The sequence below is a fragment of the Microvirga sp. HS2 genome, assembly GCF_055792805.1.
The window spans coordinates 130,912-157,793 of record NZ_JBVVAJ010000007.1; the positions used below are offsets into that span (position 1 = coordinate 130,912).

Annotated in this window: 19 protein-coding genes and 1 tRNA gene; 10 read left to right on the forward strand and 10 right to left on the reverse strand. The window is 59.6% G+C overall.

What is annotated here, in order from left to right:
- Positions 1–25: 25 nt before the first annotated feature.
- Positions 26–1,063: a glycosyltransferase family 4 protein gene (locus ACS5Q0_RS08955; RefSeq protein WP_473126268.1), complete on the forward strand. Its 1,038-nt coding sequence runs from the start codon at positions 26–28 to the stop codon at positions 1,061–1,063.
- A gap of 556 nt (positions 1,064–1,619) precedes the next feature.
- Entirely contained in the window at positions 1,620–3,584 is a 1,965-nt protein-coding gene (locus ACS5Q0_RS08960; protein ID WP_473126339.1) for a PAS domain S-box protein, read from the forward strand.
- Positions 3,585–3,725: 141 nt separating this feature from the next.
- On the opposite strand, the gene ACS5Q0_RS08965 is transcribed toward ACS5Q0_RS08960, so the two are convergent.
- From ACS5Q0_RS08965 to ACS5Q0_RS08975, 3 genes are all read right to left on the reverse strand, one after another.
- Positions 3,726–3,956 carry a DUF6894 family protein gene (locus ACS5Q0_RS08965; RefSeq protein WP_473126269.1) on the reverse strand — a complete coding sequence of 77 codons (231 nt, stop codon included), beginning with the start codon at positions 3,954–3,956 and terminating at the stop codon, positions 3,726–3,728.
- Between the two features lie 281 nt (positions 3,957–4,237).
- Positions 4,238–5,233 (reverse strand): phasin family protein, encoded by a 996-nt coding sequence (locus tag ACS5Q0_RS08970; protein WP_473126270.1) that lies wholly within the window; start codon positions 5,231–5,233, stop codon positions 4,238–4,240.
- 277 nt (positions 5,234–5,510) lie between these two features.
- Positions 5,511–5,702: a hypothetical protein gene (locus tag ACS5Q0_RS08975; RefSeq protein WP_473126271.1), complete on the reverse strand. Its 192-nt coding sequence runs from the start codon at positions 5,700–5,702 to the stop codon at positions 5,511–5,513.
- A gap of 116 nt (positions 5,703–5,818) precedes the next feature.
- Here ACS5Q0_RS08975 and ACS5Q0_RS08980 point away from each other — a divergent pair, with 116 nt between their 5' ends.
- Both ACS5Q0_RS08980 and ACS5Q0_RS08985 read left to right on the forward strand, forming a co-directional pair.
- A complete protein-coding gene (locus ACS5Q0_RS08980; protein ID WP_473126272.1) occupies positions 5,819–6,295 on the forward strand; it encodes a hypothetical protein in 477 nt (158 codons plus the stop codon).
- 717 nt (positions 6,296–7,012) lie between these two features.
- A tRNA-Asn gene (locus ACS5Q0_RS08985) sits at positions 7,013–7,098 on the forward strand.
- Positions 7,099–7,119: 21 nt separating this feature from the next.
- Here ACS5Q0_RS08985 and ACS5Q0_RS08990 read toward each other — a convergent pair.
- The 4 genes from ACS5Q0_RS08990 to ACS5Q0_RS09005 all read right to left on the reverse strand — a co-directional run bounded on the left by ACS5Q0_RS08990 (position 7,120) and on the right by ACS5Q0_RS09005 (position 13,374).
- Positions 7,120–8,289 (reverse strand): acyl-CoA dehydrogenase family protein, encoded by a 1,170-nt coding sequence (locus ACS5Q0_RS08990; protein ID WP_473126273.1) that lies wholly within the window; start codon positions 8,287–8,289, stop codon positions 7,120–7,122.
- Between the two features lie 77 nt (positions 8,290–8,366).
- Entirely contained in the window at positions 8,367–11,342 is a 2,976-nt protein-coding gene (locus tag ACS5Q0_RS08995; RefSeq protein WP_473126274.1) for an amino acid adenylation domain-containing protein, read from the reverse strand.
- Between the two features lie 36 nt (positions 11,343–11,378).
- Positions 11,379–12,416, reverse strand: coding sequence for an alpha/beta fold hydrolase (locus tag ACS5Q0_RS09000; protein WP_473126275.1), 1,038 nt, complete (start codon positions 12,414–12,416; stop codon positions 11,379–11,381).
- 310 nt (positions 12,417–12,726) lie between these two features.
- On the reverse strand, positions 12,727–13,374 hold the full coding sequence (locus tag ACS5Q0_RS09005) for a 4'-phosphopantetheinyl transferase family protein (RefSeq protein ID WP_473126276.1): 648 nt from the start codon (positions 13,372–13,374) through the stop codon (positions 12,727–12,729).
- Between the two features lie 754 nt (positions 13,375–14,128).
- Between ACS5Q0_RS09005 and ACS5Q0_RS09010 the strand changes: the two genes are divergently transcribed.
- Positions 14,129–14,506 (forward strand): VanZ family protein, encoded by a 378-nt coding sequence (locus ACS5Q0_RS09010; protein ID WP_473126277.1) that lies wholly within the window; start codon positions 14,129–14,131, stop codon positions 14,504–14,506.
- A gap of 125 nt (positions 14,507–14,631) precedes the next feature.
- Here the strand turns inward: ACS5Q0_RS09010 and ACS5Q0_RS09015 are convergent, their stop codons facing one another.
- Both ACS5Q0_RS09015 and asnB read right to left on the reverse strand, forming a co-directional pair.
- The gene (locus ACS5Q0_RS09015) at positions 14,632–15,486 is read right to left on the reverse strand and encodes a hypothetical protein (protein WP_473126278.1); all 855 of its coding nucleotides are present in this window, start codon (positions 15,484–15,486) and stop codon (positions 14,632–14,634) included.
- Positions 15,487–15,564: 78 nt separating this feature from the next.
- A complete protein-coding gene (gene asnB, locus ACS5Q0_RS09020) occupies positions 15,565–17,427 on the reverse strand; it encodes an asparagine synthase (glutamine-hydrolyzing) (RefSeq protein WP_473126279.1) in 1,863 nt (620 codons plus the stop codon).
- 578 nt (positions 17,428–18,005) lie between these two features.
- Here asnB and ACS5Q0_RS09025 point away from each other — a divergent pair.
- The 4 genes from ACS5Q0_RS09025 to ACS5Q0_RS09040 all read left to right on the forward strand — a co-directional run bounded on the left by ACS5Q0_RS09025 (position 18,006) and on the right by ACS5Q0_RS09040 (position 24,443).
- A complete protein-coding gene (locus ACS5Q0_RS09025; RefSeq protein ID WP_473126280.1) occupies positions 18,006–19,244 on the forward strand; it encodes a glycosyltransferase family 4 protein in 1,239 nt (412 codons plus the stop codon).
- 37 nt (positions 19,245–19,281) lie between these two features.
- Complete coding sequence (locus ACS5Q0_RS09030; protein ID WP_473126281.1) at positions 19,282–21,255, forward strand: heparinase II/III family protein; 1,974 nt, start codon at positions 19,282–19,284, stop codon at positions 21,253–21,255.
- A 606-nt stretch (positions 21,256–21,861) separates the two neighbouring features.
- Entirely contained in the window at positions 21,862–22,533 is a 672-nt protein-coding gene (locus ACS5Q0_RS09035) for an exopolysaccharide biosynthesis polyprenyl glycosylphosphotransferase (protein WP_473126282.1), read from the forward strand.
- A gap of 635 nt (positions 22,534–23,168) precedes the next feature.
- Entirely contained in the window at positions 23,169–24,443 is a 1,275-nt protein-coding gene (locus tag ACS5Q0_RS09040) for a hypothetical protein (RefSeq protein ID WP_473126283.1), read from the forward strand.
- A gap of 176 nt (positions 24,444–24,619) precedes the next feature.
- Here ACS5Q0_RS09040 and ACS5Q0_RS09045 read toward each other — a convergent pair whose 3' ends face one another.
- On the reverse strand, positions 24,620–25,147 hold the full coding sequence (locus ACS5Q0_RS09045; protein ID WP_473126284.1) for an LbetaH domain-containing protein: 528 nt from the start codon (positions 25,145–25,147) through the stop codon (positions 24,620–24,622).
- Positions 25,148–25,531: 384 nt separating this feature from the next.
- Here ACS5Q0_RS09045 and ACS5Q0_RS09050 point away from each other — a divergent pair, with 384 nt between their 5' ends.
- The gene (locus ACS5Q0_RS09050) at positions 25,532–26,839 is read left to right on the forward strand and encodes a glycosyltransferase family 4 protein (RefSeq protein WP_473126285.1); all 1,308 of its coding nucleotides are present in this window, start codon (positions 25,532–25,534) and stop codon (positions 26,837–26,839) included.
- Positions 26,840–26,882: the final 43 nt, after the last annotated feature.

Sequence of the window (26,882 nt, forward strand, 5' to 3'; positions counted from 1 at the left end):
GGGTGGCGAAGGAGGAGTCGATCGGATGATGGATGGCCTGCGCGAAGAGTTGTCGCGACGGAGTCCTGACGATGTGTGCGTGCGTTTCATTACCACTCGCGGCCGATCCGCGCTTTGGCCGCCGAGGTACATCCTGTGCGTATTGCAGACCATCTTGTTTGGCCTCATGCGCACATATGATGTGTGGCATATCAACCTCGGGTCCTACGGGAGTACTGCACGAAAGCTTCTTCTGGTCCTCATCGCCCGCTCATTGAGACAACCTTACACAATCCACTTGCACGCTGGTAATTTTCGGGAGTTCTGGGAGTCGAGGCCCAGTTTCTATAAGAAAATGATCCGCGGCATCTTCTTGCATGCTAATGCTGTGGTTGTGTTGGGAGCAGCCTGGAAGGAGTTGATCCTCAAGCATGTTCCAGAATGCGCGCACAGTCTCGTGGTGCTCCCGAACGCGACACGAGCGTCCCGTCGCAACCAAATGCCTCATTCTCCCGGCGAGCGGGTGAGAATCCTCTTCCTGGGACGGGTGGGGCCGGACAAAGGAATTCCGGAGCTCCTCGAGGCACTTTCTGCACTGTCGAACTTGGAGGACTGGAATTGTGTGCTCGCTGGCGATGGAATGGTGAAGGACACGAGAGCACTGGCCGATATGAAGTTCCCGGGCCGCGTCTCGGTGCCGGGCTGGGTGGATTCAGAAGAGGTCGAGAGACTCCTCAGTAGCTCCCACATTCTTGTTCTTCCATCGCACTTCGAGAATCTGCCAATGGCGGTTGTAGAAGCCTTCGCCCATGGGTTGGCTGTTGTCGCAACTCCTGTCGGCTCAATCCCGGACATACTTAAGCATGAGGAAAACGGCCTGCTTGTCCCCGTGCGGGACGCCACGGCTTTGGCAAAGGCGCTTGAGCGCCTGATCGTTGACCGCACTCTTCGAGAGTTGCTGGGCCAGAACGCGAAGCTGACATATCAGCAATCGCTTACAATCGAGTCGTATGTCGACAGGCTTCTGGTGGTTTGGAGACATGCTTCACTACCGTCCGGGGCCGCCGAATTGCCCCAGCCTTAGGCCAATCTCGATCTGTTCCAATGCACCTGAAGACTCCGGTGGTTCTCAAGTAGAACCGTCACAAGGCAAGAAACATTGACGGTCGCATTCAGGAGCTTGGCGCAGGTTCTGCAGACCGCTCGAAACGGGCAGCCGTAGGGAGCCCCACCTTGGCCAGCATCAAGGGTGGATCTGCCGCGCCGCCATCAAGGAGTGGCTCAAACCAAGGTTCACTGATCATCATTGGTGCGCCCCATCGCCCAGCCAGGGACATGATGGTGCAAGGCCGGTCAAGACGTGCCCGCCGCCTGATCCAGCATCAGCACCGCGCTATGCGCGAAGGCCTATGAGGTCTAGGGTGTCCGATCCCGGAGCTTGATGGTGCTGTCTTTTCCACCGAATGGAAGGAAGCACTATGGATCAGGGCGGAGCGATCCTTGCCGACGAGATCTGACTGCCGTCTCCCGCATCGGACGATGCGGACCTATACTTCGGATGCATAGAAGGCAGCGCAATATGGTCAAGATTAGGGGGGCATCATCAACTGCGGGAGCAGGAGGTTCGCAGCTTGAGCACCATGCAGCTTCTGACCGACGACGGCATCATGAGCGCCCGCATCCGGGCGTATGACTGGTCGTCGTCCACGCTCGGTCCGGTCGAGACCTGGCCACCCTCGCTTCGGATCACACTCAGCAACATGCTTCGATCCAAGCTGCCCACCTACCTGCTGTGGGGGCCGGAACTGATCACCTTCTACAATGATGCTTGTCTCCCGTTGCGCGGCATCAGACAAGAGGCGCTCGGTCAGCCCCTGCCGAAAGCCTGCGCCGAAATCTGGGATGTCGTTTCGCCGCTTGTCGCGCGGGCACGTGGTGGCGAGGCCATTTACATCCCGGATGTGCCGGTCTGGATCGTGCAGCGAAAGGGCTATCCTGAGTCGACATGGTGGAATGCTTCGTTCAGCCCGGTCATGGACGAGGCCGGCGATGTGGGTGGCGTTCTCGTCATCATCCATGAGACCACTGAGAGGGTCCTCGGGGAACAGCGGCTCCGGTTCCTGATCGATCTGAGCACCCGCCTGCGCGGCATAGCCGAGGCGCGTGACGCCACGGCGACAGCCGCCGCGATGCTCGGTCGGCACCTGAAGGCCAGCCGCGTCGGCTATGCGGAGTTCAGCGAGTCCGGTGAGTCCTTCACCGTCGAGCGCGACTGGACCGAGGAGGGAGCCCCGAGTTTTGCGGGACAATACCGCGTCCGTGATTTCGGACCGCTCATCGAGAGAGAGTTGAAGGCGGGGCACACGGTGCAAATCGATGACGCTCTGGAGGACCCGCGCACGGCAGAGGAGCGCCTCGCCGTCGTGTTCCACCGTGCCGACAAGCGCGCCAGCATCATCGCGCCGCTCCTGCGGGACAATCGCTTGGTCGCAGCGCTCTATGTCCACCAGGGCGAGCCTCGCCACTGGCGCGAGGACGAGGTGACGCTGGTGCAGGAGGTCGCCGAACGCACCTGGACTTCAGTCCTCAGAGCCCGGGCGGAAACAGCCCTGCGGGAGAGCGAGGAGCGTTTTCGGCAATTTGCGGAGCACTCGGCCGACATGGTCTGGATCATGAATGCCGAAACCTTACGGATCGAATATGTTAGCCCTGCGGTGGAGCGGATCTGGGGCCGGTCTCCAGAGAATTTCCAAAACCGGGACCAATGGGCCGAAGCCACTCATCCGGAGGACCGGGAGCGCGCAGTCCAGACCACCGAGCGCGTCCTGCAGGGTGAGACGGTCGTTCACGAGTACCGCATCGTTCGGCCGGACGGGAGCATGCGTCATATCCACTCGACGAGTTTCCCGATCCTCGACGAGCAGGGGAGGGTCCGGCGGATCGCTGGAATCGCCAAGGACATCACCTTGCATGACGGCTCTACGGTCTATGTCGTCGACAGCAATCCAACGTCACGCCGGGATCTGTGCCTTCTGCTCCAGGAGGCCGGCTACGTGGTGAAGACGTTTGCTTCGGCCCCGTCCTTCCTGGAGGTGGCGCCGGTGTTGCTGCCCGGCTGCGTGGTGCTCGACATCCGGGAACCGGCGGCCGGCGATTTGCTGATCCCGACAGAGCTCAAGGCCCGGCGCACGGGCCTGCCGGTGATCGTGCTCGGCGAGGCGCACGGGAATGTCACCGTCGGTGTCCGGGCGATGAAGGCGGGCGCGGCGGATTTTCTCGACGTGCCACATCGCCCCGAGCAGCTTCTGGAAGCGCTCGCCTCCGCTCAGGCGACTATCCGGGAGCGGGCTGAGCGGGATCAGGCCACCGAACGGGTAAAGGGGCTCATTGCAGCGCTGCCTGTCCGGGAACGGGAGGTGCTGGACGGGTTGCTGGCCGGAGGCACCAACAAGACGATCGCACGGGATCTGGGGCTGAGCCCGCGCACGGTCGAGGCGCATCGGGCGCGCATCATGGAACGCCTGGGCGCCCAGAGCCTGCCCGAGTTGGTGCAGATCGCGGTCACGGCGGGTTTGCAGGCCAAATCGCAAAACCGGCAGGACTGACGTGCCTTCTTCAAGCATCGGACGTGGGGACGCGTTCTCATCCGATGCTTGAGGAGCTTGTCGGTGACGTGGACCCGGTTCGTCGTCAGATAAGGTGCGTCGAGCCAGAGAAGAGATGATCTCATGCATGTGGAAGCAGTCCTAATGCGGCCGGACAACATCCGATAATGGCACGGTCAGGATTGTTTCGCCGCTTCCATCGGCAATCTCGATCACGGCGTCGCGCCCCAGGTCAGCCACCTCGCCCAGGAGCTCCCGCGCGACCTTCAGGGCTTCCGCGATTGCGGCATCGAGATGGGGCAGCTCTGCGCCGTCTGGATCCACCTCGAGTTTGTCCCTATGACGGATATGGAGATAGTACAGCGGCATCATGGCAAATCCGCTCTGACTGAAGAGTGTCGGTACTCAAGGTCCTTCCGCCCAGCCCTTGTTGGAAGAAAGCAGAGTGTAACTGGATTGTGCCGTCCGTTGGTAAAGGGCGTGGCGTCGCAGGTCGCCATCTGCTGCGGCTTACATGCGGATCGGAGCCGCGCTCAGCGAATGTCAGGCGACAGGCAGCCCGCGGATGAGGTCGCCAACCTCCCCTATTATCCCGGACCCGAAAAGACGCTCCCGGCGGGGTGAGTCGGGAGCGTCCCATGGAACTGGAAAGATCACGCTACGCGGCCGACCCGCTCCGCGGTTTTCTCAGCTTGCAGAGTCACGGTCCGGGTGGCCTCCTCGGCCATCTGGATCGTGAGCTCGGCGATGCGCCGGCTGTTCTCCATCGTCTGCTCCAGGTTGTCGCGCAGGAGCGTGGTGTGCGCCTCAACGAGGTCCGTCATCGACCGGCAGCGAGCCATCGCCTGCAAACCGTCGAGGTTCCGCTGCAGGCGCTTCTGGCTGCGGTCGACCACCTCCCGCGAGACCTCCTGCAGGCCGCGGGCGAGTGCCGTGCTGGACTGAGCCACCGCACGCAAGTTGTGTGCCGCCTCTTCGCTCAGTCCCAGTGCGGCGCTATCGTGACGTCCGCCGAGCGGCAGGCCTTGGCCGGTCGAGCGGCGGGTCAATTCCGAAAGCGCGCCGAAACTGGTCTCCACGGCCTCCTGCATGGCGTGAGCCAAGGTCTGAGCACTTTCGACGCTGGCCCGTAGCGTGTCGGCCACGTCCTCCGTCACCCGTTGAACCGTCGCAATCTGCTCTCGGGCGCGGCGTGTTTCAGCCCGTTTTGCCTCGTCGATGCTTGCCATGTCATCCTCCACTTTCTCGACAACGGCCTCGACCTCTTCGTCGCTCAGAACCTTGAGCACGGCCGGAAGCAGTTCTTTCCTGTCGTCCCGAATGTGTTGCTGGAAAATGCGTCTTAGCTCGGCGACCTTGGCCAGGAACTCGGTGCTGTTCTTCGGCATCGTGTCGAGCTCGTCCAGGAGCGCGCTGGTCTGCTCGTTGTCATTATTGGCCTCGCGCACGAGCTCCTGCATTCCGTGCTGCCGGAGAACCGGAAAGAGATGCTCCTCCTGCAAAGAGGCCAGAAGTTCCAGTTCTTCCTTCAGGCTGACGAACAGGCGCTCACGGGTCTTGACCGCGCTATCAGAGGTGGCGAGCAGCTTTTCGAACAGATCGTTCGCCTTGTCAGGCGGCGCTTGGCTGAATCGTTGAGTGGCGGACATCGTGTCTCCCTAACAATAAACGGGGTGGGCTGAATGTCTAAAATTCCGATAACGCGATGCTGGTGTCGTCTGCGGACCGAAGCCGCAAGAACTCGCCAGGAACTCGCAAGGCACGCAGGAACGGTAGAGGTTCTCGCGCGAACGTCTCTTGCTGCCCCGGACATCAACAATACAACGCGCCGACCACCCCGAGGCGTTCCTCACTTTTCCACCTATGTTTGTTCTGGATCTGCCGAGCTTATATCCCGCTGGCCAGATCCGGCCTCCATGGGGTGTCTCACACGCCGTTGGAGATATACTGCAGTTCCTGCCGGTACTTGTGGGCTTTCTGGAGCGCTTCCGAAGCGCGCCGCTCATGAAACGAACGCTGAAACTCGGTATCGGCCCGCCGCGCATAGGCAATGTGCGTCTGGGCCGCGGATTCGTAGGCTCTGATGAGAGCACCGAGCTCTTCACGATTCTCGATCATTATGGTTCCTCCCAATATCGAATGGTGATGATATGTTCGGCAAAGCTTGCTCAGTGCCGTCGTTCAGAGCAGCAGGCCTGAAAGAGGGGGCCCCGCCCCCCGAGCACAGAGTCGTCGTGACCAGATCGTCCCAAGCTCTTGATCCGCTCGAGACGCACGATCTCAGCATCCACCGTGGCAAGCTCGCGCTCAAGCCGGGCGATCCGCCTCTGAAGAGCCGTCAATGGCTTTGCTTTATGGCGTGTCACTGCGCGCCTCCGTTCATCGGCTGCTACTTCCTGTCTGCCTTTGCATGCCTGTCGTGGAGTCTCTTTCCATGTTTTATGAAGCAGACGGATCAGCAATCCTGGTTGAGCTTGCCACGGTCACAATACGAAGGACTGGCGGTGTTGTTGCCACCGCAGCGACTCCAGGAGGCCGAGATAGGGTTGGCGCTTCTCCCGGTGAGCGGCTCTGATCCTGCCCTTGATGTGTTCCTTCAGCATTGGGTCAAGAACACTCGCATCGGTATTCTCCAGCTCGACCTCGACGGCAAAGTCGATATTTCCGAGAGTATGAGCAACCTCCCTCATCATGGCGGTGAGGTTGAGTGAGTGCAGATGGTCCATTTGGTGCGGCCTGTGGCGCATAATTTCCTCTGCTTGTCCTTGCTGCTGGGCCCAAGAGATGGCGGAATGAACTTAGGTTAACAAGCGCATACTGATGGGTAGGATTACGACGGATCTTTACGTAACCCTTTCGAGAGCTTTTCGGGCGAGCGCATGAATCCTCTGGAACGGACACTTGCGGAACTGTCCGTAGGAATGATCCGACTGGTGCCTGCAGGAGCCGGCAATTAGGTTGGACAGTGGTGGATGTCGTAGTTTAGGGAGACCTGCTTAGAGGAGCAGTAGGGCGCCACACCAATCGAGGGACGGCCTGCAGGGGGCGACACGGGCACATTGTCGCCCCCTACACCACAGCCCTTTCGCAGCATGGCCGCCGAGGATCGGCCGGTCATCAACAGGCTTGGCCTTTACCACCATTCTGTAAGGCCCAGCCGCCGTCGACCTCTGCGGCTGTTCAGGGCGGAGGTGCGATCCCACTTCCTCGGTCATCCAAGCCAAACGGTAATCACTTCTCCTTGCTCAATTCCGCAAGCATCTCGGTGCAGCCATCATCAGGAGTAATTCCCGGTGGCAATACCTCCGTCTTTCTAGGCATAGCCAGCTAATGCGGAGCTGGATACAATTGGCTCAACGATGAGGCAAGAGCACGTCGCGACTCTCCGGTACGAACCGAATGCTCATCATCGTTGGCCAGCGTGTTGTTCCCAGATGGCGGAAATGGAAGACGCAGCGTGCTGTTGACGCGCGGCCCAAAAGGCGTGGGGGTTCGAGGCCCTCTCTGGGAGCCATTTCTTCGTGAGCACTTCTTATCAGGACATGGACGCGACCACCTCCAGCATCACTTCCGTCGCGCCGCCGCCGATTGATAGAACGCGGGCGTCGCGGGCCATGCGCTCGATCGGGCTCTCGCGCATGAAGCCCATGCCGCCGTGGAACTGGACACAGGCATACATGACCTCGTTGACGAGTTCGCCGCAGATGGCTTTCACCATCGAGACCTCGCGGATGCAGTCCTCGTCCGCCGCCATGCGGCAAGCCGTGGCATAGATGAACTGGCGGCTGGCCTCGACCCTTGCATCAAGCATCGCAAGGCGCTGGCGGACCGTCTGCATATCCCACAGGGTTCCGCCGAAGATGCGGCGGGTTTTCACCCAGGATAGCGTCATCTCGATTGCGGCCTGGGCCGCTCCCATCGCCATGGCGCTGAGCACGAGGCGCTCATTCTGGAAGTTGCGCATGATCGAGTAGAAGCCTTGCCCCTCCGCTCCGAGAACGTTCTCGGCGGGGATGCGGCAGCCATCGAAGACGAGCTCCGCAGTGTCGGAGGAGCGCCATCCGTGCTTGTCGAGCACGCGGGCCACGCTGAAGCCCGGCGTTCCTTTCTCGACAACGAACATCGTGATTCCGTTGCTTCCAGCCGAGGGATCGGTCTTGGCGGCGACGAAGATGAGGTCTGCGGAAGCGCCGTTCGTGATGTAGGTCTTCGCGCCGTCGATCACGTAGGAGCCGCCGTCCCGGCGGGCGCGGGTGCGGATGCTCTTCACGTCCGATCCGGCATCCGGCTCGGTGATGGCAACCGCTGTGATCACTTCACCCGAGATGATGCCCGGCATCCACCGTGCCCGCTGCGCTCTGGTTCCGTCATGGAAGAGGTGCACGGAGGCCATGTCGGTGTGCACCAGCGTCGCGATTCCGACGCCGCCGTAGGTCGAGCGCCCGAGCTCCTCGGCGAAGATCGCGGATGCGACGGCATCCATTCCGGAGCCGCCGTATTCCTCTGGATAGCGGATGCCGAAGAATCCGAGTTCGCCCATGCGGCGCAAGACCGGGCGGGGTATGAACCCATTCTCTTCCCAGCCCTCCGCATGAGGCTTGATCTCCTGCTCGACGAAGCGCCGCACTTGGCGACGCAGGATCTCGTACTCCCCCGACGTCCAGGGCAGCTTCGGTCCTCGGGCGTCTCCCCGGGCTCTGTCCATGGCGTTCCCCGCTCCTGGTTCAGCAGGCCGCTGATAAGATCATCCGGCCGACGAGCGCTTCGGACATGTCCGATGCACTAGAGTTCGATTTCTTCCCTTGGCCCCTCGGACCGGGAGGGAATCCGCGCTTCTGTCATCCAGAGCATCCCGTCGATGACTTCCGCCAGTTCGGCCACTGTCGGACGCTCGAAGAGATTGCGGAGCTGCACATCCACACCGAAGGTTTCCCGCAGGCGCGACACGGCCCGCATCACCAGCAGCGAATGCCCTCCGAGATTGAAGAAGTTGTCGTTGCGGCCTATGGAATCCACCTTCAGGAGATCGGACCACAAGGCGGCGAGGGTCTTCTCCGTTGCCGTCGCAGGGGCGATGAAGTCCTGCGTGGACTGGGTGTTTTCCGTTGCCGGATCAGGAAGCGCGGCGCGGTCGATCTTGCCGTTAGTCGTGAGCGGCATGCGGTCCAGGCGGACGAAATGCGTAGGCATCATGGGCTCCGGCAGATCCTTGGCGAGATGGGCGCGCAGATCTTCCGCGGACACGGGCTTTGAGGAGACGTAGTAGGCCGCAAGGCGTGCGATGCCGTCCTCGGCCGCGGCCGGCTCGATGTAGCCGATCTCGGCCATGATCTCTCTGACGCGGTGAACATCGATCTCATCGTTCAGCTCGTCGATGGCCTCATCGCGCGTCTTCTGGCCAAGCCGCACGTCCCAGCTGTAGGGCAGGGCGTAATTATGGTATCCGCGCTGCTTCTTGTGGACGTAGATGCCGAGGTCGTTGATAAGGCAGTTCGTGGAGCGCCCTGTGTCCGAGGGGCGGTTCCAGCCGACCTGAGTCTTCAGGAACTCGAGCATATCCTCCAGCGGGACGCTCCAGTAGCGATAGAAGTCGATGAACTTCACTTCCTCGAAGAGCGAGTCATTTCGGAAGATGTCTACGTCGAGATAGCGTGACACGGCATCCTCGCGGCGGTGATAGTCCTTGCGCGCCTCGACGACGAGCGCGTCCAGGCGTTCGGGATCGTAGTCGTCTCGCTTGAAGACTTCCTCGGTGAGCCGCGTCTCGAAGAACTGACCTCGCGACAATCCGGTCACGATGTACCGAATTCCCTTCTCGCGTGCGAGATTGGTGGCAAGGGTATAGATCGTCTTGAAGCAGCCGTTGCAAACGTTTGCGAACCGCTTGAGGCTGTCGACGAAAATCTCGTTCATGTACGGCGTGCTTCCCCAGTGGAGATCCACGCCGAGCGTGTGCACCAGCCGCCTGATGTTCGTCTTGGCCTCTTCCGAGATGAAGCCGTTGTCCAGAGTGAAGACGAGCGGTTTCACCCCCATCGCGCAGAGCTTGCTCAGCATGAAGCTGCTGTCCTTGCCGCCGCTCAGCAGCACGATGCAGTCATAGGGTCCATTCCGGTTCTCCTGCATATCCTTGATGAGAGTTTCGAGATCTTCCGGTGTTTTGAAATAGCTCTGAGCCTTGCCGACATAGGTATCAAAGGCCCGGCACAGGTTGCACACGCCGGCTTCGTCATAGGTTGTGCCCGGCATGTCGGATGCAAGGCCGCACCGCTCGCAATAGCGCACCTGCGTGCTCGGTTTTTTTGCCGGAGCGGTGACGGTGGTGACCGCGCATTCCTGGATGTCCGGGTGTTTCAGGATCTGGGCCTCGATCTCGCCCAACTCCACACGGGCGCCGCCGATCTGCACCTGGTGGTCGGCACGACCGAGGAAATCCAAACGTCCCTCCGAGTTCCAGCGGGCCAAGTCGCCCGTCTTGTAGAGCCGTAGCCTCGAAGCCGGATCCCTGGGATCGGCGGTCGTAACGAACCGCTGGTCGGTCAGCTCGGGCTGATTGAAATAGCCTTTCGCGAGACCGTCCCCGGCAATGAACATCTCGCCGGCGACCCCGGGGGGAACCGGTCGATGTTGCTCATCGAGGACATAGATTCCGGCGTTCGCCGCTGGAGTGCCGATCGGCACCGATGGGGACCGGTCCCGCTCCATGTCGAAGCGGTGGATCATGCAGCCTACCGTGGCTTCGGTGGGCCCGTACTCGTTGTAGATCTCGATGGGATGGGGAATGGCTTTCGTGATGTCGCGGGCCAGCTCAGTCTTGAAGTCCTCGCCGCCTACGATGAACTTGCGCAATCTCGTGGCGCTGAGATCGCGGTCCCGGATCATGGCGAGATGCGCAGGTGTCAGCTTCACGATATCGACCGCGTTGTCGTCGATGACCTTGAGGACGACAAGACTCTGCACGCCGGGATCGCCGCGATACACCACGATGCGGCCGCCGGAGATCAGAGGCGTGAAGAGCGTGGTGACGGTCAGGTCGAAGGCCAGGGATGAAAACAGGGGCCACGCAAGGCGCTCGTCGGCGCTGTACGCCCGTTCGGCCCACCAGATGTAGTTCACGAGGCTTCGATGTCCGATCATGACGCCTTTGGGCACGCCAGTCGATCCGGACGTGAAGATGATATAGGCAATGTGGTCCGGAGTGGCCGCGGAGGGCTGGTCGGTCGCGGGCTCACCCGAAATCGACCGGAAGTCGGCATCGAGCACAATGACCTTGGCGAGGTCGGACGGGATGACGGACTGCAAGTGTGCCTGCGTAATCGTGACCGGGGCCTGCCCGTCCGTTCCATCGGCGATGTCCTTCAGGATCGTGGCGAGGCGCCCCTTCGGCGTCGCCGCATCCACTGGCACATAGGCCGCGCCGGATTTCAGGATGCCCAGGATCGCGACGAGGACCTCGATGGAGTGCTCCATGAATACGACGATGATCCGACCGGGGCCTATGCCGATCGACCTCAATCGAGCGGCCATCTGATTGGAGCGCCCATTCAGCTGCTGGTAGGTTAGAGTGTCGGCGCCGAAGCGAACGGCTTCAGAATCGGGGGTGCGCTCCACTTGTGCGCGGAAGAGATCGACGACGGTCCGGTCCGACGGATAAGGCGCCGCGGTGGCGTTGTAATCCACGACCAATGTTCGATGGTCGCGATCTGTCAGGAGAGGTGGCGCTAAGCTCTCGGTTGCGGCAGGCCGGAATTCAATCATGAGATTCTCTCTCCATCGCGCAATGTGGGGGTTCACTCAAATGGCTCTTTCGGCCTTGCGGACCGACTGCCGATACAACTCTGCGATGGCCGGCGCGTCCGGCTCCTGGAGCATATGAGGGCCATAGCAGTCCTTGGGTCCGTAATAGAGCTCGGCATGAGGCGCCACCCGAAGCCATCGGAGCGGCGCTGCACCTGATCGCAGCCACGCCTTGTTCGGAAGAAATATGCACATATGACCCGAGTATGGGGCGGGCCTGTATCGCCGCAGGGCTGCGATCGCCGTGGTTTTGAGGCGGGCTCTGCGCTCCAGCACCGGATCGGCCTTTGCCGATCCCTCGCCATCGCGACCATTGGACAGAAGGGACTGGACCTCTTCGCTGCGTTTGCGCAGGCGTTCGCCGAGGTACTGGAAGCGCGCCTCGAGCGACGGCAGTTTCGCCAAATGCCGCAGGTGCATGGCGATTGCGCCGGCCTGACGCCTGCCATAGAAGAACAGCAGACGGGGAAGCGCCTGATATGTACTGGGATGGACGGGGCCGAAGAGGGCAAGGCATTGGATCTTCGCCCCGCGTTGACCCAGGAGCCTCGCCAGTTCGAAAGCGGTCGCGGCGCCGGAACAATAGCCGGCGATGACGTACGGACCGTTCGGCTGGAATTCGAGGATCTGATCGGCGAAGTACTCAGCAATGTCTTCAACGCGTTCCATGGGCTCGATCCTCCCATCGAGACCCGGTGGCTCAAGTGCAAAGAACGGCTGATCGTCCCCAAGGCGTTTCGAGAGATCGGAGAACGAGAAGACGGCCCCGTTATGTCCGGGTACGGCGTAGATGGGCACGCCCGTCCCGGAGGCCTGGAGCGGCACGATGGCAGGCTGCTGCCGGACCGCTGCCGCGGCCATGTTCAGGAACCCAATGATCTCGCTTTTGCGGTCTCGCAATTGGTCGCGGAACTCCGGCGTGAGCGCACCCGCTGGCGCATTGCAACGCAGGCGGTCGCCATCCACCCAGACCGTGATGTCCTTGCCCGCGAGGTTCGCGAGAAGGTCCGGGATCTTCATCAGGTCCGTCTTCATAGGAGACCTCCAATCATACCTTCATGATTGACGATGGAGATACAGTGAGTTTCCGCGTACCGGCCCCGGCACGACGGCTTTGCGAGCGAACGTCTCGTGGCCACTCCGTATGCCCGGAGCACATCGGAAAGGGGAGAACGGGAAAAGCCCGGCCGTTGGCCGCAGATGGAAGCCGCGCGCTGCTGCTCGATTCCTCATGGGCCTGAAGGAGACGTGCGGTCTGGATGAGTTTGCACACTGCCGGATGGCAGAATTTGAGCTCCCGCCCATCCACGCCGATGCGTAAGTGAAGGATGTCATCGCATGCACTTCAATTCTGGACGACCAAGGACCCGATATATCCCACCTTTGGTACGAATGTGTGGAGATCCCAATCCCGGTCATCCGTAGGAACCGGCTCTCCTAAGCCGCAACCGAGCGCCTTGGAGACGGCTTCCAGCCGAGTCCAGCGCCGTAGAAACCCTTCCGGCTTTTCCTCCGGCGGAAGCACGCGGTAAGATTGATGCTCGGAAGCGGAAAAACAGAGTTCTGCGATGTCGTCCGCTTCAGGGACGAGGCGTATCTCCTCGATATCCACGCCGACCTCGCGTGTCTTCGACAGGGCGATGACGCCCATATCACCCGAGCGGGAAACACCGAAGTGCAAATCCCGCACAGGCATGCGGCGTGAGAGGTGAGGCTTGCCATGGCAGCCATACTCCAGCTCGACCTCAGTCGGCGGGATCCCTAACCTGGAACCAAGACAATGGCGCAATTGGCCTCTGGTAAGGACGAAGCGGCGACGATCCCGCTCCCACCTTAGGCTTTCGGCGCGGCGACATTCGTCCACAGTCAGGCAAGCGCCCATCTCGTGGATGCACTCATGTTCCACATCGAGCATGCAAGCCAACACTTCTAAGCCGTCGCTCTCGAAGACCGGCGTGAGAATTCCCGGTTTGGGGTCAGCTGCCAAAGTCATAGGTGAATCCCATGGATTGGGGAAATTCCGGTATGCGCAAATGCCGATCAAACTAAGGAGTGGTATTGTCATTCATGCGAAGTTCTCCAATGAAGCATTCAAGATACAGCAGAAGCAAGTAAGGGTTGCTGGATATTTTGATGTAGGATTGCGCTACGTTGATAGGTGCGAGCGGAGTCGGACGTGGCGCGCTGTTGCTACCGAATGTTCGACACGCCAACGAACGACAAGATGACGTCTTCCGCCCTATCGCCCCATAACGGGCTCTGGTAAGGGAGAGCGACGTTTGTCATATGCCCGCCGGTATGACTCTTCCCGGCGCAGAATGGCAGGGCGTTTCAAAACATGAAGGGCGCGCTCTACAGGAATTGCCCAAGTCCGTCCTGAATGCGGACGCGACGACTTCCTTGCGACTCGTCAGCGATCCCGAGAAGAGATTTCACGCCTTCCTGCCGCGTTAGATGCCCCAGGCCACAATACTCCATGGATTTCGGTGTCTTACCGCTATTCTTACAGATTTCGGTAAATTCTACGACTTTTGCTTTGTGGGTACCCCCTCGCTCGATGGTGGTAGCCACGTATCGAATTCGAAGAGAGGAGGTGGGTTGCTGTAGAAGACGGATTCGAACTGGGGCATTTAGCAAGCCGTTTGGGCCGATGCTACGATAGGAATCGGATGCAGAGAACAACGCAGACCGAACTGCGGAGTGTTTCCAAGCGCCGCAATTCATAACTCTCACGGTGCAAGATCAATATGGAAACCTGGAAGCTGCCTAGACGGATAAAGATGCCGTCGCAGACCGTCTCCCGCGTAGCAGCTTGGCTGCTGCTTGGTGTCATTGGGTTCTTCACCCTTTCGCCGATCGAGTTGCGGCCCGTGACGCATGCGCCCGTCAGTTTGGAGCGCCTTGGAGCGTTTGCGCTCATTGGGGCTGCCTTTTGCTACGCCTACCCGAAGCACAGGTATGCCATTCTGATTTTTCTTATCGGATCAGCCGCATTTCTCGAACTCGCCCAGAATCACATCCCGGGCCGACATGGCCGTCTTTCAGATGGGCTGGTGAAGGCATTGGGCGCTTTTCTCGGAGTCGCATTCACAACAATCATCGCGCATCGGGCGCAGACGAAATAACGTGCGACAGGGCCTGTCCGGACCAGGTGAAGCCGATGTCTGAGGCTTCTCCCAGGATCAAGTGATCTAAAGGGCCTCCGCGCTCTTGGGATCCCAAAGGCCTGAACTGACCGCGCTCACTCTGCCTATGGTTGGCGGCTAGGATCAGGCATTTGGCCGTCGGCGGTATTGGACTTCGGCGTAGGCGTTGGGGTGGGTGTCGGCGTCTGGTCTGTGCTGGAAGGAGCGCCATCCCAGATCTGGACGTCGTCGAGCCAGACATCGACGGGCTTGTTGGCGTAAGGATTGCCGATGAAGACGCGGTTGATCGGGGCGTTGTTGACGCCGATGTTGTCGCCGGTGTTGTCGAACACGGTCTGGCCGTTGACCTTGAACCAGGTGCGGCCGTCGGTGTTGTCGCGGTGGGTGAACATCTCAACCTTGAACCACTCGCCCTGCGGCACCGCCACGCTGGTGTTGACGCCGCGCCAGAGGGTCTCGAGCGGCACGTTGCCGTTGGCGTTGGTGTCCCACTGCATGTTCCAGGCGAGCTCGCCGTTGCCGAGCGCGATGATCGAGGCCACGGCGCGGAAGTCGCCGGCGGTCTTCCATTCGGGCAGGGCGGCGAGCCAGCCGCCGGAGCCGAGCGTCGACCAGAGGTTGTCGGGCAGCTTGATCCAGGCGCTCATGTAGAAGTCGCCGGGCTCGGAGGTGGGCTGGAACAGCAGCGGCGACTGGGTGTAGTCGGCGGGTCTGGAATTGACGTCGAGGTGGAGGGCGCGGGTCTGGGCGCCGTCATGGCCGGTGGTGGTGGTGATGGCGTTGGAGAACACCGAGTCGTAGTTGCCGGCGCCCGAGAGCATCTGGATGGTCGGGGCGCGGCCCCAGACGGTGCCGGTGTTCTGCAGGCTCTGCAGCGCCTCGACGTTGCTGTTGATCTGCGGCGACGACAGGGACACCGGGCCTTCAAACCCGGTCGAAAAAAGAAGGCTTGCCATCATCACTCCCCTTCGGATGGGCCATGCTTCGCATCTCGGCGAGGCGCCCAATCGCTGCGACAGAATTGCGGCACGGGACGGCTAAAGGGCCATCCTGTATTCCCGGCAGAAGATCTCGAGCGTCAACATCGTCCATAGAAGCTTTTCGTGGTTTCGCAGCTTCTTCTCGTGCTCATCAACGATCTTTGCCACATGCCCTCGTTTATAGAGGGGATGCGTAAGAGCTGTCGGTGAGCAGAGTGCGTCATGAACGAGGCCCTTGAGCGGCCCGCGAAACCATTCATCGACCGGAACCTTGAACCCTATCTTTCGCCGGTTCAGCACCGCCGGAGGCAGCCGGGAGCCCAGCGCTCTCCTCAATATGCGCTTTCCCTGACCCGAGCTGACGAAGTGATGCGTCGGGAGGTCGGCCACGCATCGGGCAAGCTCGACATCCATGAAGGGCATGCGTCCTTCGATCGAGTGGGCCATCATCATTCGATCTCCCCTCTCGAGCAGGTTGTCCGGCAGCCATGACGTCTGGTCGAAGAACAAGTGGCGCTTGAGCATGGTTGTTTCCGCTGAAAACGGAAAGTCAGAGCCGCTTCGGTCGTCCGGCGCGTTGATCATGATCCGGCACTCATCGCTGCTGAGTGCGCCGAACCAACCCGGCAGCTGTTGCACAGGATCCCGTTGCGACAATGCCCGGGCAAGCACGGAGATGCGGCCGCGCTTCTTATACGGGGCCATCTGCAGGAGCCTCGCAAGAAAAGGATCCAGAGCCGCAGGCATCAGGCCTTGCAATACTCTTACATAGGGCTCGGCCCTATGCTTGGGATATCCGCCCAAGAGCTCATCGCTCCCTTCTCCCGTGAGCACCATCTTTACCGTGCGCGAAGCCATTCGCGACAGAAGATAAATCGGTATGTCGGAAGGCTCCGACACGGGAGCTCCTCGGAACGCGGTCGCCGAGACGAGGTGCTCCGAGAGGTCGCCCGATTCGATGACGTGCTCGTTATGCTCGGAGCCATAGAATTGGGCCGTTTCTCGAGCAGCCGACAATTCGGACAGGTCTGAGCCCGAGAACACGGCGGTGAAGGTTCTCACAGGGCGCGTCACGGCTCTCGAGACCTCGGATAGAACGGCAGCCGAGTCGATCCCGCCCGACAGGAATACCCCATAAGGGGCATCTGACCTGAGGCGTATTCTCACCGCCGTCTCGAAGGTGCTCCGGAAACGCTCATCTGCATCCTCCGGAGAAGCGTCGCGGTCTTTCGCCGTCTGGAAGGGAGGCGTGTAGAACCGCGTTATGCTGAGCTTGCCCTCGTGCCAGCGGGCGAAGGAACCTGGGGGAAGCTTCTTGATTCCTTTGAAGAAGGTGTTCGGGCCAGGAACATATCGGTAGCGAAAGTACTCGGAGATCGAATTCGAATCCATTTCGCGTTGGATGCCCGGGTAGCGGAGCAGCGCCGCAATCTCCGACCCGAATACGATCCCCCCATCCGGGAGTTCGCTATAGAACAGCGGCTTCTTCCCAAAATGATCCCTGGCCAGCAGGAGTTCGGACTTGTTCTGGTCCCAGAAGGCAAATGCGAACATGCCACGCAGGCGGGATAGCGCGTCCGTGCCGAACCGATTCAGCAGATGCCACAGGACTTCCGTGTCGGAGCCCCCGTGAAAACTGATGTTGGGAAGCTCATTCCTAAGCTCGACGTAGTTGTAGATCTCGCCATTGAACGACAGAACCCGCCCCGGCTGAAGGGCCATCGGTTGGCTTCCGGCTTCAGAGCAGTCGATGATCGCGAGCCGGGTATGGGCCAGCCCGATTTGCCAGTCGCCGCTCTCATGGATGCAGTGCCCCTGCGAGTCAGGTCCTCGGTGCTCAAGAGCAGCATGGACATCGTTCATGAAATCGCGGTGAGGTCCCAGAGAAGGACGGGTGCACCAGCCGAATATTCCGCACATGACTTGCTTCGCTCTCTGATGGGGATTGCGCCAGGCGTGCTCTCGATCGACTAAGTGAGTACCTCAATCGAGCATGGACCCTTCGTATTCTTAAAGTAGACTTGCCCGAGGCCTTCTTGCTTTTGTCAATCTCCTGGGACATCATAGTAATATATGGAGTCTGCATAGACAATTGCTTGTTCGGGTCGAGTATGAATGTGCATGGAAATTCTGATGTAACCATAGCGCCGAACAATACGATGCTGCAGGCATGCGAAAAATTCTCAACTTGCTGTGGGGCGACCTGAATGATCTGGTCCAGACAAACCGATCGAACCTGTGTGACGACCGGCTGCACGCGGGCCAATGGTTTCCCTCAACCGGCCAGGAGACTTTCAGTTGCCGGTTCGACCGCGGTTCAAGCCTGTCGAGTCAGATGCCGGAACGCGACGGCATAAATTCGAACTGCAGTAAGAGATAACCCGCAGCTCCACGAAAATCCGGCCCCACGCCGTCCGAATAACATCGTGCTCGATGCTCAAATGCTTCCATCAACTCGCCCCCGACATACCCAGCCAGAAGAAGCAGGAGACGCAGAAATGACGTCTACAGGTGGAGTGCTCGTTCAGAGGAGCGGACCCAAGGCAGCCAACCGCGTGCTGTTCATCGTGGAAAATCTTCCGGTCCCGTTTGACCGAAGAGTATGGTCTGAGGCAACGACGCTTCAGGCGGCAGGTTACGAAGTATCCGTGATCTGCCCTCAACGCGACAATTATTCTGCCAAGTATGAACTGCTGGAAGGCATTCACATCTATCGGCACCCGCTTCCGGAGGCCTCGAGAAAGCTGGGGTACATTTGGGAATATGCCAATGCCCTGTTCTGGCAGTTCTCGCTCTCGGTTAAAGTGTACCGGGAGCGAGGGTTTGACGTCATTCACGCCTGTAATCCTCCAGATCTCATCTTCCTCGTCGGGGCGTTCTGGAAGCTGCTGTTCGGCGTGAGGTTCATTTTTGATCATCACGATCTCAACCCAGAGCTTTTTGAGGCGAAGTTCGGGCGCCGAGGGCCTCTATGGTTCCTGCTCGTCCTCTTAGAGCGCCTTACATTCAAGATCGCCGACATATCGATCGCAACCAATGAATCGTTCCGATCTGTTGCGATACAAAGAGGGATGATGAAACCGGAGCGGGTCTTCACGGTACGCTCCGGCCCCAATCTCAGCCGCATCAGGGAGCTCCCACCCGATGACCAGTGGAAGAAGGGAAAATCTTATCTTGTCGCCTATATCGGCGTGATCGGCGAGCAGGAGGGCATGGACCTTCTTCTTGCTTCCGTCGACTACATCGTAAACGCGCGCGACCGCAAGGACGTGCAATTCGTCATCATGGGATCTGGTCCGTCCTTGAGCGCGACGATCCGTCAGGCCACAGAAATGGGCCTGTCCGAATGGATGGAGTTTCCAGGAAGGGTCGACGACGAAACGCTTTTTACAGTGCTCTCCACCGCGGACGTCTGCGTCAATCCAGACCGCCCGAACGCAATGAATGACAAGTCGACCATGAACAAGATCATGGAGTACATGGCGCTGGGCCGTCCGATCGTGCAGTATGACCTCACCGAAGGGCGGGTCTCCGCTCAAAATGCGTCGGTTTACGCGCGCAACACCGATCCCAAGGATTTCGGGGGAAAAATACTCGATCTTCTCGACGATCCTGAACGGCGAGTGGCGATGGCAGCTGAAGGACGCCGCCGCGTGAGACAAGAGCTCTCCTGGCCCCATGAGGCGCCGAAATTGCTACACGCGTATCAATCGCTATCCGCGTTGCAGAACGCGTAGCCCCCCAGCAAATTGAAGGCGCATCGCTTGGCCCGCAATGAGCAAGTTCTATAAAACCCTGAAGCTGCGAGCCGGAACGTATTACTGGTACTGGCAGCGCGCCCATTCGATGTCACCGCCCGAGCTGCTCCATCGGGTTCTGGAACAGGGACGACGCCTTGCATGGAGGTTCGACCGGTCGGGGTGGCGCAGGTTTGATGTTCCGGACGGTGACCTCCAGGCCAATCGAAATCTCGTGGCTGCACTCGCGTCACCAGTCCGTGAAGTGCATCTGGATTTGTTGACGAGCGAGGTCGAGGGCCTTCGAACGAGGGGACTTACCCTGCTGGGCGAGGAGTGGTCCGTAGATGCATTGGTTACGCTCAGTCCGGATCTGTGGCTGCAGGATCCTGTCACAAAGAAGCAATGGCCCGGCAAGGAAGCATTCTGCTTTGATGTCAATTACCGAAATCCCAATCAGCATAGCGACGCGAAATTCGTATGGGAGCTGAACCGGCTCCAAATGCTGCACCCTATTGCTGTCCTTGCTCGCGTTCGAGGCGATCAAAGGGACATACCTTGGATCATGCAGATCATTTCGTCCTGGATGCAGGCCAATCCGCCCTTTCGCGGGGTCAACTGGTCGTCCGGGATCGAATTGGCGCTACGTTTGGTCTCGATTACCATTGTCGTCGCCTGTATCGGAGAGCAATTGACGCCGGACGAGAAGCGTCAGATCCGCACATTCGTTGCGGCGCATGGATTCTGGCTCCAGCGCAATCCGTCCCTTTACTCCTCCGCTAACAACCATCGTGTCGCGGAAGGGTTAGGTCTCCTTCTGGCGGCCCAACTCGTGCCCGATCTACCCGAGTCACCTCAGCGTTACCGTGAGGCCCTGTCGGTTCTACAGAACGCAGCGCAGACCCAATTCTTTGCCGACGGGGTAGGGGTTGAGCAATCCCCTTCGTACACGGCGTTCACACTCGAAATGCTTGCCTTTGCGGCCCTTGTCCTCAAGGGGACTCCCGAAGCGGTACAGTTGGACCCGACCTTGTTGCTCAAGCCCGCATCGACGCTGCGGTGCTTTCTCAATGAACAGGGAATTCCTCCAAACATCGGCGATAACGATGAAACGCGCGTCATTTCGGGGCCGCTCGCGCGCGAGCCGAAATACACCGCCTCCGTCATTGCGGCAATTGGCGGCATTACCGGAGACCCGGAACCGCCACCTTTGCACGATGCACATATCCGCGACCTCTTCTTCGGGAGCAGCGCTGCGTCCCGCCTTCCCGAGACTCGCTTCGCGACGTTCGCCATCGGCGGGTACACGACGTATCAGGAAAGCTCGTCACAGCGGCATCTTCATCTCGTCTTCGATCACGGGCCATTGGGGTTCGGAACCATTGCGGCGCACGGTCACGCCGATGCACTGGCGCTCTGGCTATCGATCGACGGAGAGGCGGTCCTCGCAGATTGCGGAACGTATCTGTATTACTCGATCGGTCCCTTTAGAGACGTATTCAGATCCACAGGATCACACAGCACCCTTCATATCGGGCACGACAGTCAGAGCGAGACGGCGGGCGCATTCAATTGGAAACGAAAGGCCTCCGGCCGCATCATCCGATCAGGCTTCTACGGCCCGGGTTGGGAGGTAGAAGGAGAGCACGACGGCTACGTCAGACGGTATGGAGCCATCCATAGGCGAGGGGTGTCCTATGACGACGGAGTCATCGAGATCAGCGATCGGCTGACGGGATCCTTCCAACCTGTCGAGGCGTGCATCAGTTATCTTCTGGATGCAAGCGTCAGCGCCGAATTGCAGGGCGACCATTCCGTCGTTCTGCGCCGCAAGGAGAATGTTCTGGGGCGGCTCGCATTCTCTGGAGGCGCCACTGGAACGGGGCAGGTTTCTCTGTCGACAGTGCCCTTCTCTCCGCAATTCAACAAGCTCGCATCGACATCCCGAGTGGACCTCCGGGTCAATGTCCGTTCCGGCGACGTGATCAAGACGAGGATTGAGCTGGAATAAAGCCACCGGTGGAAAGTGCGCTCCCACGTCCCCTAGGTGCCGAAGAGAATGAGAGCCTGACCATCTCGTAACTGTGAATATCGAAATCGTGATCGAAGGCGGATGACCGGCGGCCTTCTCCTATGGCTGTCTTGCAACGCTGCTGCCGGCGCCGTTGAGATAGGTCTGAGCACTCGGTCGAACGCTCCTCCTATCGAGCTCGACCCTCCTGCTGCGCTATAAGAGAGCAGAGGAGCACGCCACACCGGCAGCGGGGTCTTTGGTTCCGCCGCTGCGTGGCCAAGCGGCCACGACTGACAGAACCGGGTAACCCTTACGTATACGCAAATTCTCCGAAATAAGCCTCGGCTCAATCGCCAGCATCTTTATACTGCAGCTTATAAGTATGTTTGGCACGCGCAGGTCGGGAGGGCGCAATGCTGCCCTATGGCATGGTCGGTCAAATCTCATAAACAAGCTGCATGCGTGACTGGCGACAGCCTCCTCAAAACAGGAGCACAAACATGGCGGACGGCCGCAACGTCGGCGACACGGGCAACTCGCCGTAAGAGGCAGCCTTTCACGACTAAATCAACAAACACGACATAAAAGCGGAAAATGCACGTCATGAGCGCACCTGCTAAGCAATTTCTCCTTCATGATGGTCCTGCTCCAGACAGGCCGAGCAGTTCTGTCGGATGGCGTACTTACGCCTCAATAGCAAAGCGAGCCATCGACCTGATCGTTTCCATCTGCGCGCTGCTGCTTTGTCTCCCTCTTTTCTTCGCCGTCGCGCTTATGATCAAGATTGATTCGCCGGGGCCGGTCTTCTTCTGCCAGACGCGACGAGGTTTACATGGAAAGCCTTTCAGAATTCTGAAATTTCGAACCATGTTCGTTCTCGAGGATGGCGACGTGGTGCAGCAAGCAAGGCGCGGTGATAGCCGCGTCACGAGCGTCGGCCGCTGGCTTCGCAGCTCCAGCATCGATGAGCTTCCTCAGCTTGTGAATGTTCTTCGAGGAGAGATGTCTCTCGTAGGGCCCCGCCCTCACGCACTTGCCCATGACAATTATTACTCGCAGCTAATCGGGGATTATAATGTGCGCCAGCAGGTCAAGCCCGGTATAACGGGATGGGCACAGGTGAACGGCGCGCGGGGCGAGACACCAGAGCTTGGTCAGATGAAGCGTCGCGTCGAGCTTGATCTTTGGTATGTCAAATCCTGGACAGTGACGCTCGATCTCAAGATCATTATCGTCACTGCGGTGCAGATCCTGCGGAAGCAGGAGGCGTTCTGATTGGCTTCCTACACCCCGGAAAGGCGGAGTCATGGGCTAAATCTTGTAGTCAAGGCCCCTGGGGAGCGAGAGGCAATCTGTCGATCTCTCGATGGATCGACGACAGAAGCTCGTTTCGTGCCGCTGACATTTCGGACTAGCCCTTGAGATACATGGGCGGGCTATATCTGCTCGATGCTTAGGCGCGTAGATTATCGGAAGCTTGTTGTGCCACATGGACCGAATGACGGCATGATGTCTCCGCTCTTGCGCATCACCAGAGGACGCAGTTCGCACCCGTACCGTATATTCGGCCGTCCGATGGGCATAGCCGATCCTTCAGAGCGCAGGGATCGCGGAGCCCTCTCGCGATCCAGAGAGAAGGTATGACATTGACACACGGCGGGTCAGGTGGCGTAGCGCTGGCGGCGGCGGCTCGATTGGGGAGCCTTGTATTAGGCATCGCTTTCCAGATTCTCGTGGCCAAGGCGATGATGACGGCGGAATACGCATCCTATTCCGTCGCATTCGCCGTCTCTGTCGTCGTCGCAACCCTGTCCGGTTTAGGGATCGCGCGTTCGCTATCTCGGTTCCTGCCCCTTGTCATCGCCTATGGCACAGGCTCGGATCTGCTCCGCACGCTTGCCTCGTATCTCTTGATCAAGACCCTGGGCCTGGGAGTGATCGTTACTGTTCTGCTGCAGCTTGGAACACTTGATACGGTGACTCTTTGGAGCGGGCATCCACCCGATCAAACGATATTGATCACCTGGATCGTCATCCTGTCCGTTCAGCTGGATATCGAGGCTGCCGCGCAAGCTCTGAAGGCTTATAGCGTCTGGGCTGTGACGGCGTTCCTCGAAGTGGCTGCGAGGGCCGGCATCTGTTTGTTGATTGCGGGCCTCTATGGACTTCATCCGAACGATCTCATGCTCGTCTGGGGAGGAACATCAGCCATACAGTTAATGCTTGTCGTGCTGATCCTCTGTGTCAGATACAAGGGGATCGTCGGGCGGGATGTCAATGCGATTGATCGCAGTCTCATTCCTGCCTTCGGCCAGCAACTCAAGTTCTCGGCGAGCATCTATATTTCAGCTCTTTCTTGGCTCGCGGCGAGCCCGGCCTCCGTGCGCCTGGCGAGCGCGACGGCTCTGCCGGCTGTCCCTCTTGCGGCGATATCCTTCGTTCAAACCCTGGTGCTCTCCGCGTTGCGCGGGCTGCCAGTCCATTTGTTGTCACCGATCGTCGAGCCCCTGCTTGTCGGAAAAATGATCGTCAAGGGAGATCGGTTGGGAGCGGAGACGACGCTAAGCGTTCTGATCAAGCTGGAAACGATTGTCATCATGGGTGCCGTTGTCGTCGCCGCGCCGCTTGGGCCCTTGGTCATCACGACGCTCGGGAAACCGGATTTCGCCCCTTATGGCTTCATCCTGCCCATTCTGCTGGTCCAGGCTCTTGGAACGAGCTATTTCAGGGCCGCGGAAATTCTGGGGGGCATTCTACAGGTCCATGTGACGTTCCTGGCAATGCTGCCCGTAAGCTTGCTGACCCTTGTGCTCGTCTATCTTACGAGCGCGTCGTTGGGCGCTGCCGCGCTGCTGGTCTGGCCTTGCGTCGACACTGCCGTGAAGCTCGCGATCATGATCTATGCGTTGAAGACCCGTGGTGCGGCGACGATCTTTGATTCCGCGCGCCTCGCCCTGGTAATCGCGCCCGCAATCTTTCTGGTCGTTGCAACGGAGGCGATCATCTGGCATTTCGGCTTTGACGGAGCGGGCAGGATCTGCCTGAGTTTGCTTGCAGGCGTGGCGTTCATGTCATCCCTCTTCATAGCGAGGCCCTTCCGTCGCCGGGAGCATCAACTGATCGACGATATCTCGCCGAGAAACACGACACGTGTCGGAAACATGGTCGGCCTCCTCGCAAAGTGAGTGTCGGATCCTGCCGAAGGAAGTCGCCCTGAGCTCAGGGAAGCCATCTCGCCGTTGATTTCAACGACTTGCAGAGATGCGGGATACTGAACGCTGATCGGCCGCGGCAAGGGACGTAAATCTCGCCGGGATGCAGGTGATCTGATGTGTTAGCAGAATGTCGGCCGAGCAGACGCTCAGAACCGAACCTTATGTTGAACGTCCGGGACGGCGTCGGATCTGATCGCCCGCGCAGGAACGCCCGCCACGATCGTACGAGGCGGCACGTCCTTTGTAACGACAGCGCCTGGAGCGATGATGGCGCCATGGCCTATGGTGATTCCGCCGATGATGACAGCGTGGGCTCCGATCCAGACCTCGTCGTGAATCGTCGGAAACGATGACGAACGACTGCCGTCCGGCCGGATGTCGTCTTTGCCGCCAATCGTCGCGCCGTGAAGCAGGGTCACATTCGATCCGATCTTCGCACGGGGCGTCACCACTAGCCCCCAGCCATGGACGATCAGCAGACCATGCCCGACCTGAATGTCCCAGGGGAGATCGAGACCTGCTTTGCCCTGAGCCCAATTGTGCAGCAATCGGCACAGGCTATTGCCGTTGGTCGCTTGGCACAGGCGCATGGTGACGACTGCGCGAAAGGGTCGCGACAACAAGGTCAGGCGGAGCAAGCCCCCGAGAGAGGAGCGTCCTATGACGCGGTGCATATCGGCCATCAGGTGCGCGCGCAGAGGATAAGGAGCGCGCCCTGGGCGTGTCGTCTGTCCTATCGATCCGCTCTTGGCTTGATTGCGCATGTGGGAGGTATCGGCATCCGGCGACTGGGATCGTCGCTTGCTCTTTTCAAAGTAAACAAGGCTAGGCCCCCGTTAGCAACTATCCCAAATAGCTATCCGAAGGTCATGCAAACATTGATACTACGCGAACTCTGCGCGGCGCGGAGCGTTCTTCTCTCCTTGAACGAGAAAATCGACGCCGACTGCCCACGCGGCGGCCGGTGCAGGATCCGAGAAAGCTCTTAGTGTTTAATACCGAATAGGTAGTTTGATGTGTGGAGCTTTTGATGGAGTATCCGTCCGTTGGCTCGACAGATGCTTGAAGTCTTGACCGCGACGATGCGAACTATTTACCCCTCGCAAATTCTCAAGCTGGCCACAGCTTTCTCCCAAAGTATCAGCGCCAGGGACACACCGCGAATGGAAACAAGCAGTGCTGCAGAGACCGAGGTATGCATTTTGTCGAATTCCTGGAAAGGCGGAAGCGGGTGGTTCACACACGAACTTGCCGGTTCCATCGCACAAGCGGGCCTCCGCGTGACGCTCATCGCCCCCCCGATGCTTCCGCCATCAAAGGAAGCCTCGGGTCGTGGCATAGATCGGCGGATGACTCCGCGTGTTGACTCAGTTGAAGCGGGCTTGATCAAGAGGCGAATGACGACGATCAAGCGCTTCGTCACGAACATCAAGGAACTCTGGAGAGCCCGGTCCTCGGCTCAGGTCTTTCTCTTCAACCACGTTGGGCATGTCGGCATCGAGTTTCCCATGGCTCTGCTCGTGCGCTTGTGGGGACGACGCCTGGTCATCGTCGTGCACGACCCGACACCGCATTCGTGGCTGCTTCCTCAATGGGCACGCGGTCTGGAGCGATTGATCTACAAAATCGACTTTTCTCTTGCGACACACGTCGTGTGCTTGTCCAGCAAGTCTCGGGAAGTCCTGCTCAAGGAATACAACCTGGATCCCGACCGGGTAACGGTCATTCCCCACGGGTCCTATGATTTAGGCGAGCCGAGCCCGTTGCCGAGAAACGGACAGGTTCTCGTCTTCGGCTTTATTCGGCCCAACAAGCTGGTGAAGGAGTCGATTCTCGCCGTTCAGAAGTATCGTCGTGATGGTGGGCAATTGCGGCTCCTGGTCGTCGGATCGAGCGGCCCCGCTGCCTACACTGGCGAGTGCCTGGATTTGGCGAAGCGCGATCCGTGCGGCACCGAAGTCGACATACGCTTCGTTCCGGAAGAGGAGATCCCATCCATCATTGCAGAAGTCGATGCCGTCCTGCTCCCGTACCGGGACTTCAATTCGCAAAGCGGCGTCGCGGTCCTTGCGGGCATGAGTGCGCGCCCGGTCATCGGGAGCGATGCGGGCGGTCTAGCGGACCTGTTCGAGATGGGGCTTGCCGGGGTCAGAATTCACGGCGATCTGTCTGTCGATGCCATTGCAGGCGCGCTGCAGCTCTTCCAAGAGCGTTCTCTGGAGGATTGGGAGCGGGACGCTCGCATGGCGCGCAGAGTTCTGCTCCGCCAACTCAGTTGGACTGCGATCGGCGGGAGCTACACGTCCCTCATCAATCGGATTGCAGGTTCAACCGTCGGCGACCATCAGTTCAGTGGCATGTCCTGAGTGTTCGTCTTGAGGTCGTTGCCGGCATGCCGGTACGGATAAG

Excerpts from the sequence above, each read along its gene's own strand:
- ACS5Q0_RS08955 (WP_473126268.1), top strand. The coding sequence starts at position 26 with ATGATGGATGGCCTGCGCGAAGAGTTGTCGCGACGGAGTCCTGACGAT.
- ACS5Q0_RS08960 (WP_473126339.1), top strand. The coding sequence starts at position 1,620 with ATGCAGCTTCTGACCGACGACGGCATCATGAGCGCCCGCATCCGGGCG.
- ACS5Q0_RS08965 (WP_473126269.1), bottom strand. The coding sequence starts at position 3,956 with ATGATGCCGCTGTACTATCTCCATATCCGTCATAGGGACAAACTCGAG.
- ACS5Q0_RS08970 (WP_473126270.1), bottom strand. The coding sequence starts at position 5,233 with ATGTCCGCCACTCAACGATTCAGCCAAGCGCCGCCTGACAAGGCGAAC.
- ACS5Q0_RS08975 (WP_473126271.1), bottom strand. The coding sequence starts at position 5,702 with ATGATCGAGAATCGTGAAGAGCTCGGTGCTCTCATCAGAGCCTACGAA.
- ACS5Q0_RS08990 (WP_473126273.1), bottom strand. The coding sequence starts at position 8,289 with ATGGACAGAGCCCGGGGAGACGCCCGAGGACCGAAGCTGCCCTGGACG.
- ACS5Q0_RS08995 (WP_473126274.1), bottom strand. The coding sequence starts at position 11,342 with ATGATTGAATTCCGGCCTGCCGCAACCGAGAGCTTAGCGCCACCTCTC.
- ACS5Q0_RS09000 (WP_473126275.1), bottom strand. The coding sequence starts at position 12,416 with ATGAAGACGGACCTGATGAAGATCCCGGACCTTCTCGCGAACCTCGCG.
- ACS5Q0_RS09005 (WP_473126276.1), bottom strand. The coding sequence starts at position 13,374 with ATGACTTTGGCAGCTGACCCCAAACCGGGAATTCTCACGCCGGTCTTC.
- ACS5Q0_RS09010 (WP_473126277.1), top strand. The coding sequence starts at position 14,129 with ATGGAAACCTGGAAGCTGCCTAGACGGATAAAGATGCCGTCGCAGACC.
- ACS5Q0_RS09015 (WP_473126278.1), bottom strand. The coding sequence starts at position 15,486 with ATGATGGCAAGCCTTCTTTTTTCGACCGGGTTTGAAGGCCCGGTGTCC.
- asnB (WP_473126279.1), bottom strand. The coding sequence starts at position 17,427 with ATGTGCGGAATATTCGGCTGGTGCACCCGTCCTTCTCTGGGACCTCAC.
- ACS5Q0_RS09025 (WP_473126280.1), top strand. The coding sequence starts at position 18,006 with ATGACGTCTACAGGTGGAGTGCTCGTTCAGAGGAGCGGACCCAAGGCA.
- ACS5Q0_RS09030 (WP_473126281.1), top strand. The coding sequence starts at position 19,282 with ATGAGCAAGTTCTATAAAACCCTGAAGCTGCGAGCCGGAACGTATTAC.
- ACS5Q0_RS09035 (WP_473126282.1), top strand. The coding sequence starts at position 21,862 with ATGAGCGCACCTGCTAAGCAATTTCTCCTTCATGATGGTCCTGCTCCA.
- ACS5Q0_RS09045 (WP_473126284.1), bottom strand. The coding sequence starts at position 25,147 with ATGCACCGCGTCATAGGACGCTCCTCTCTCGGGGGCTTGCTCCGCCTG.
- ACS5Q0_RS09050 (WP_473126285.1), top strand. The coding sequence starts at position 25,532 with ATGCTTGAAGTCTTGACCGCGACGATGCGAACTATTTACCCCTCGCAA.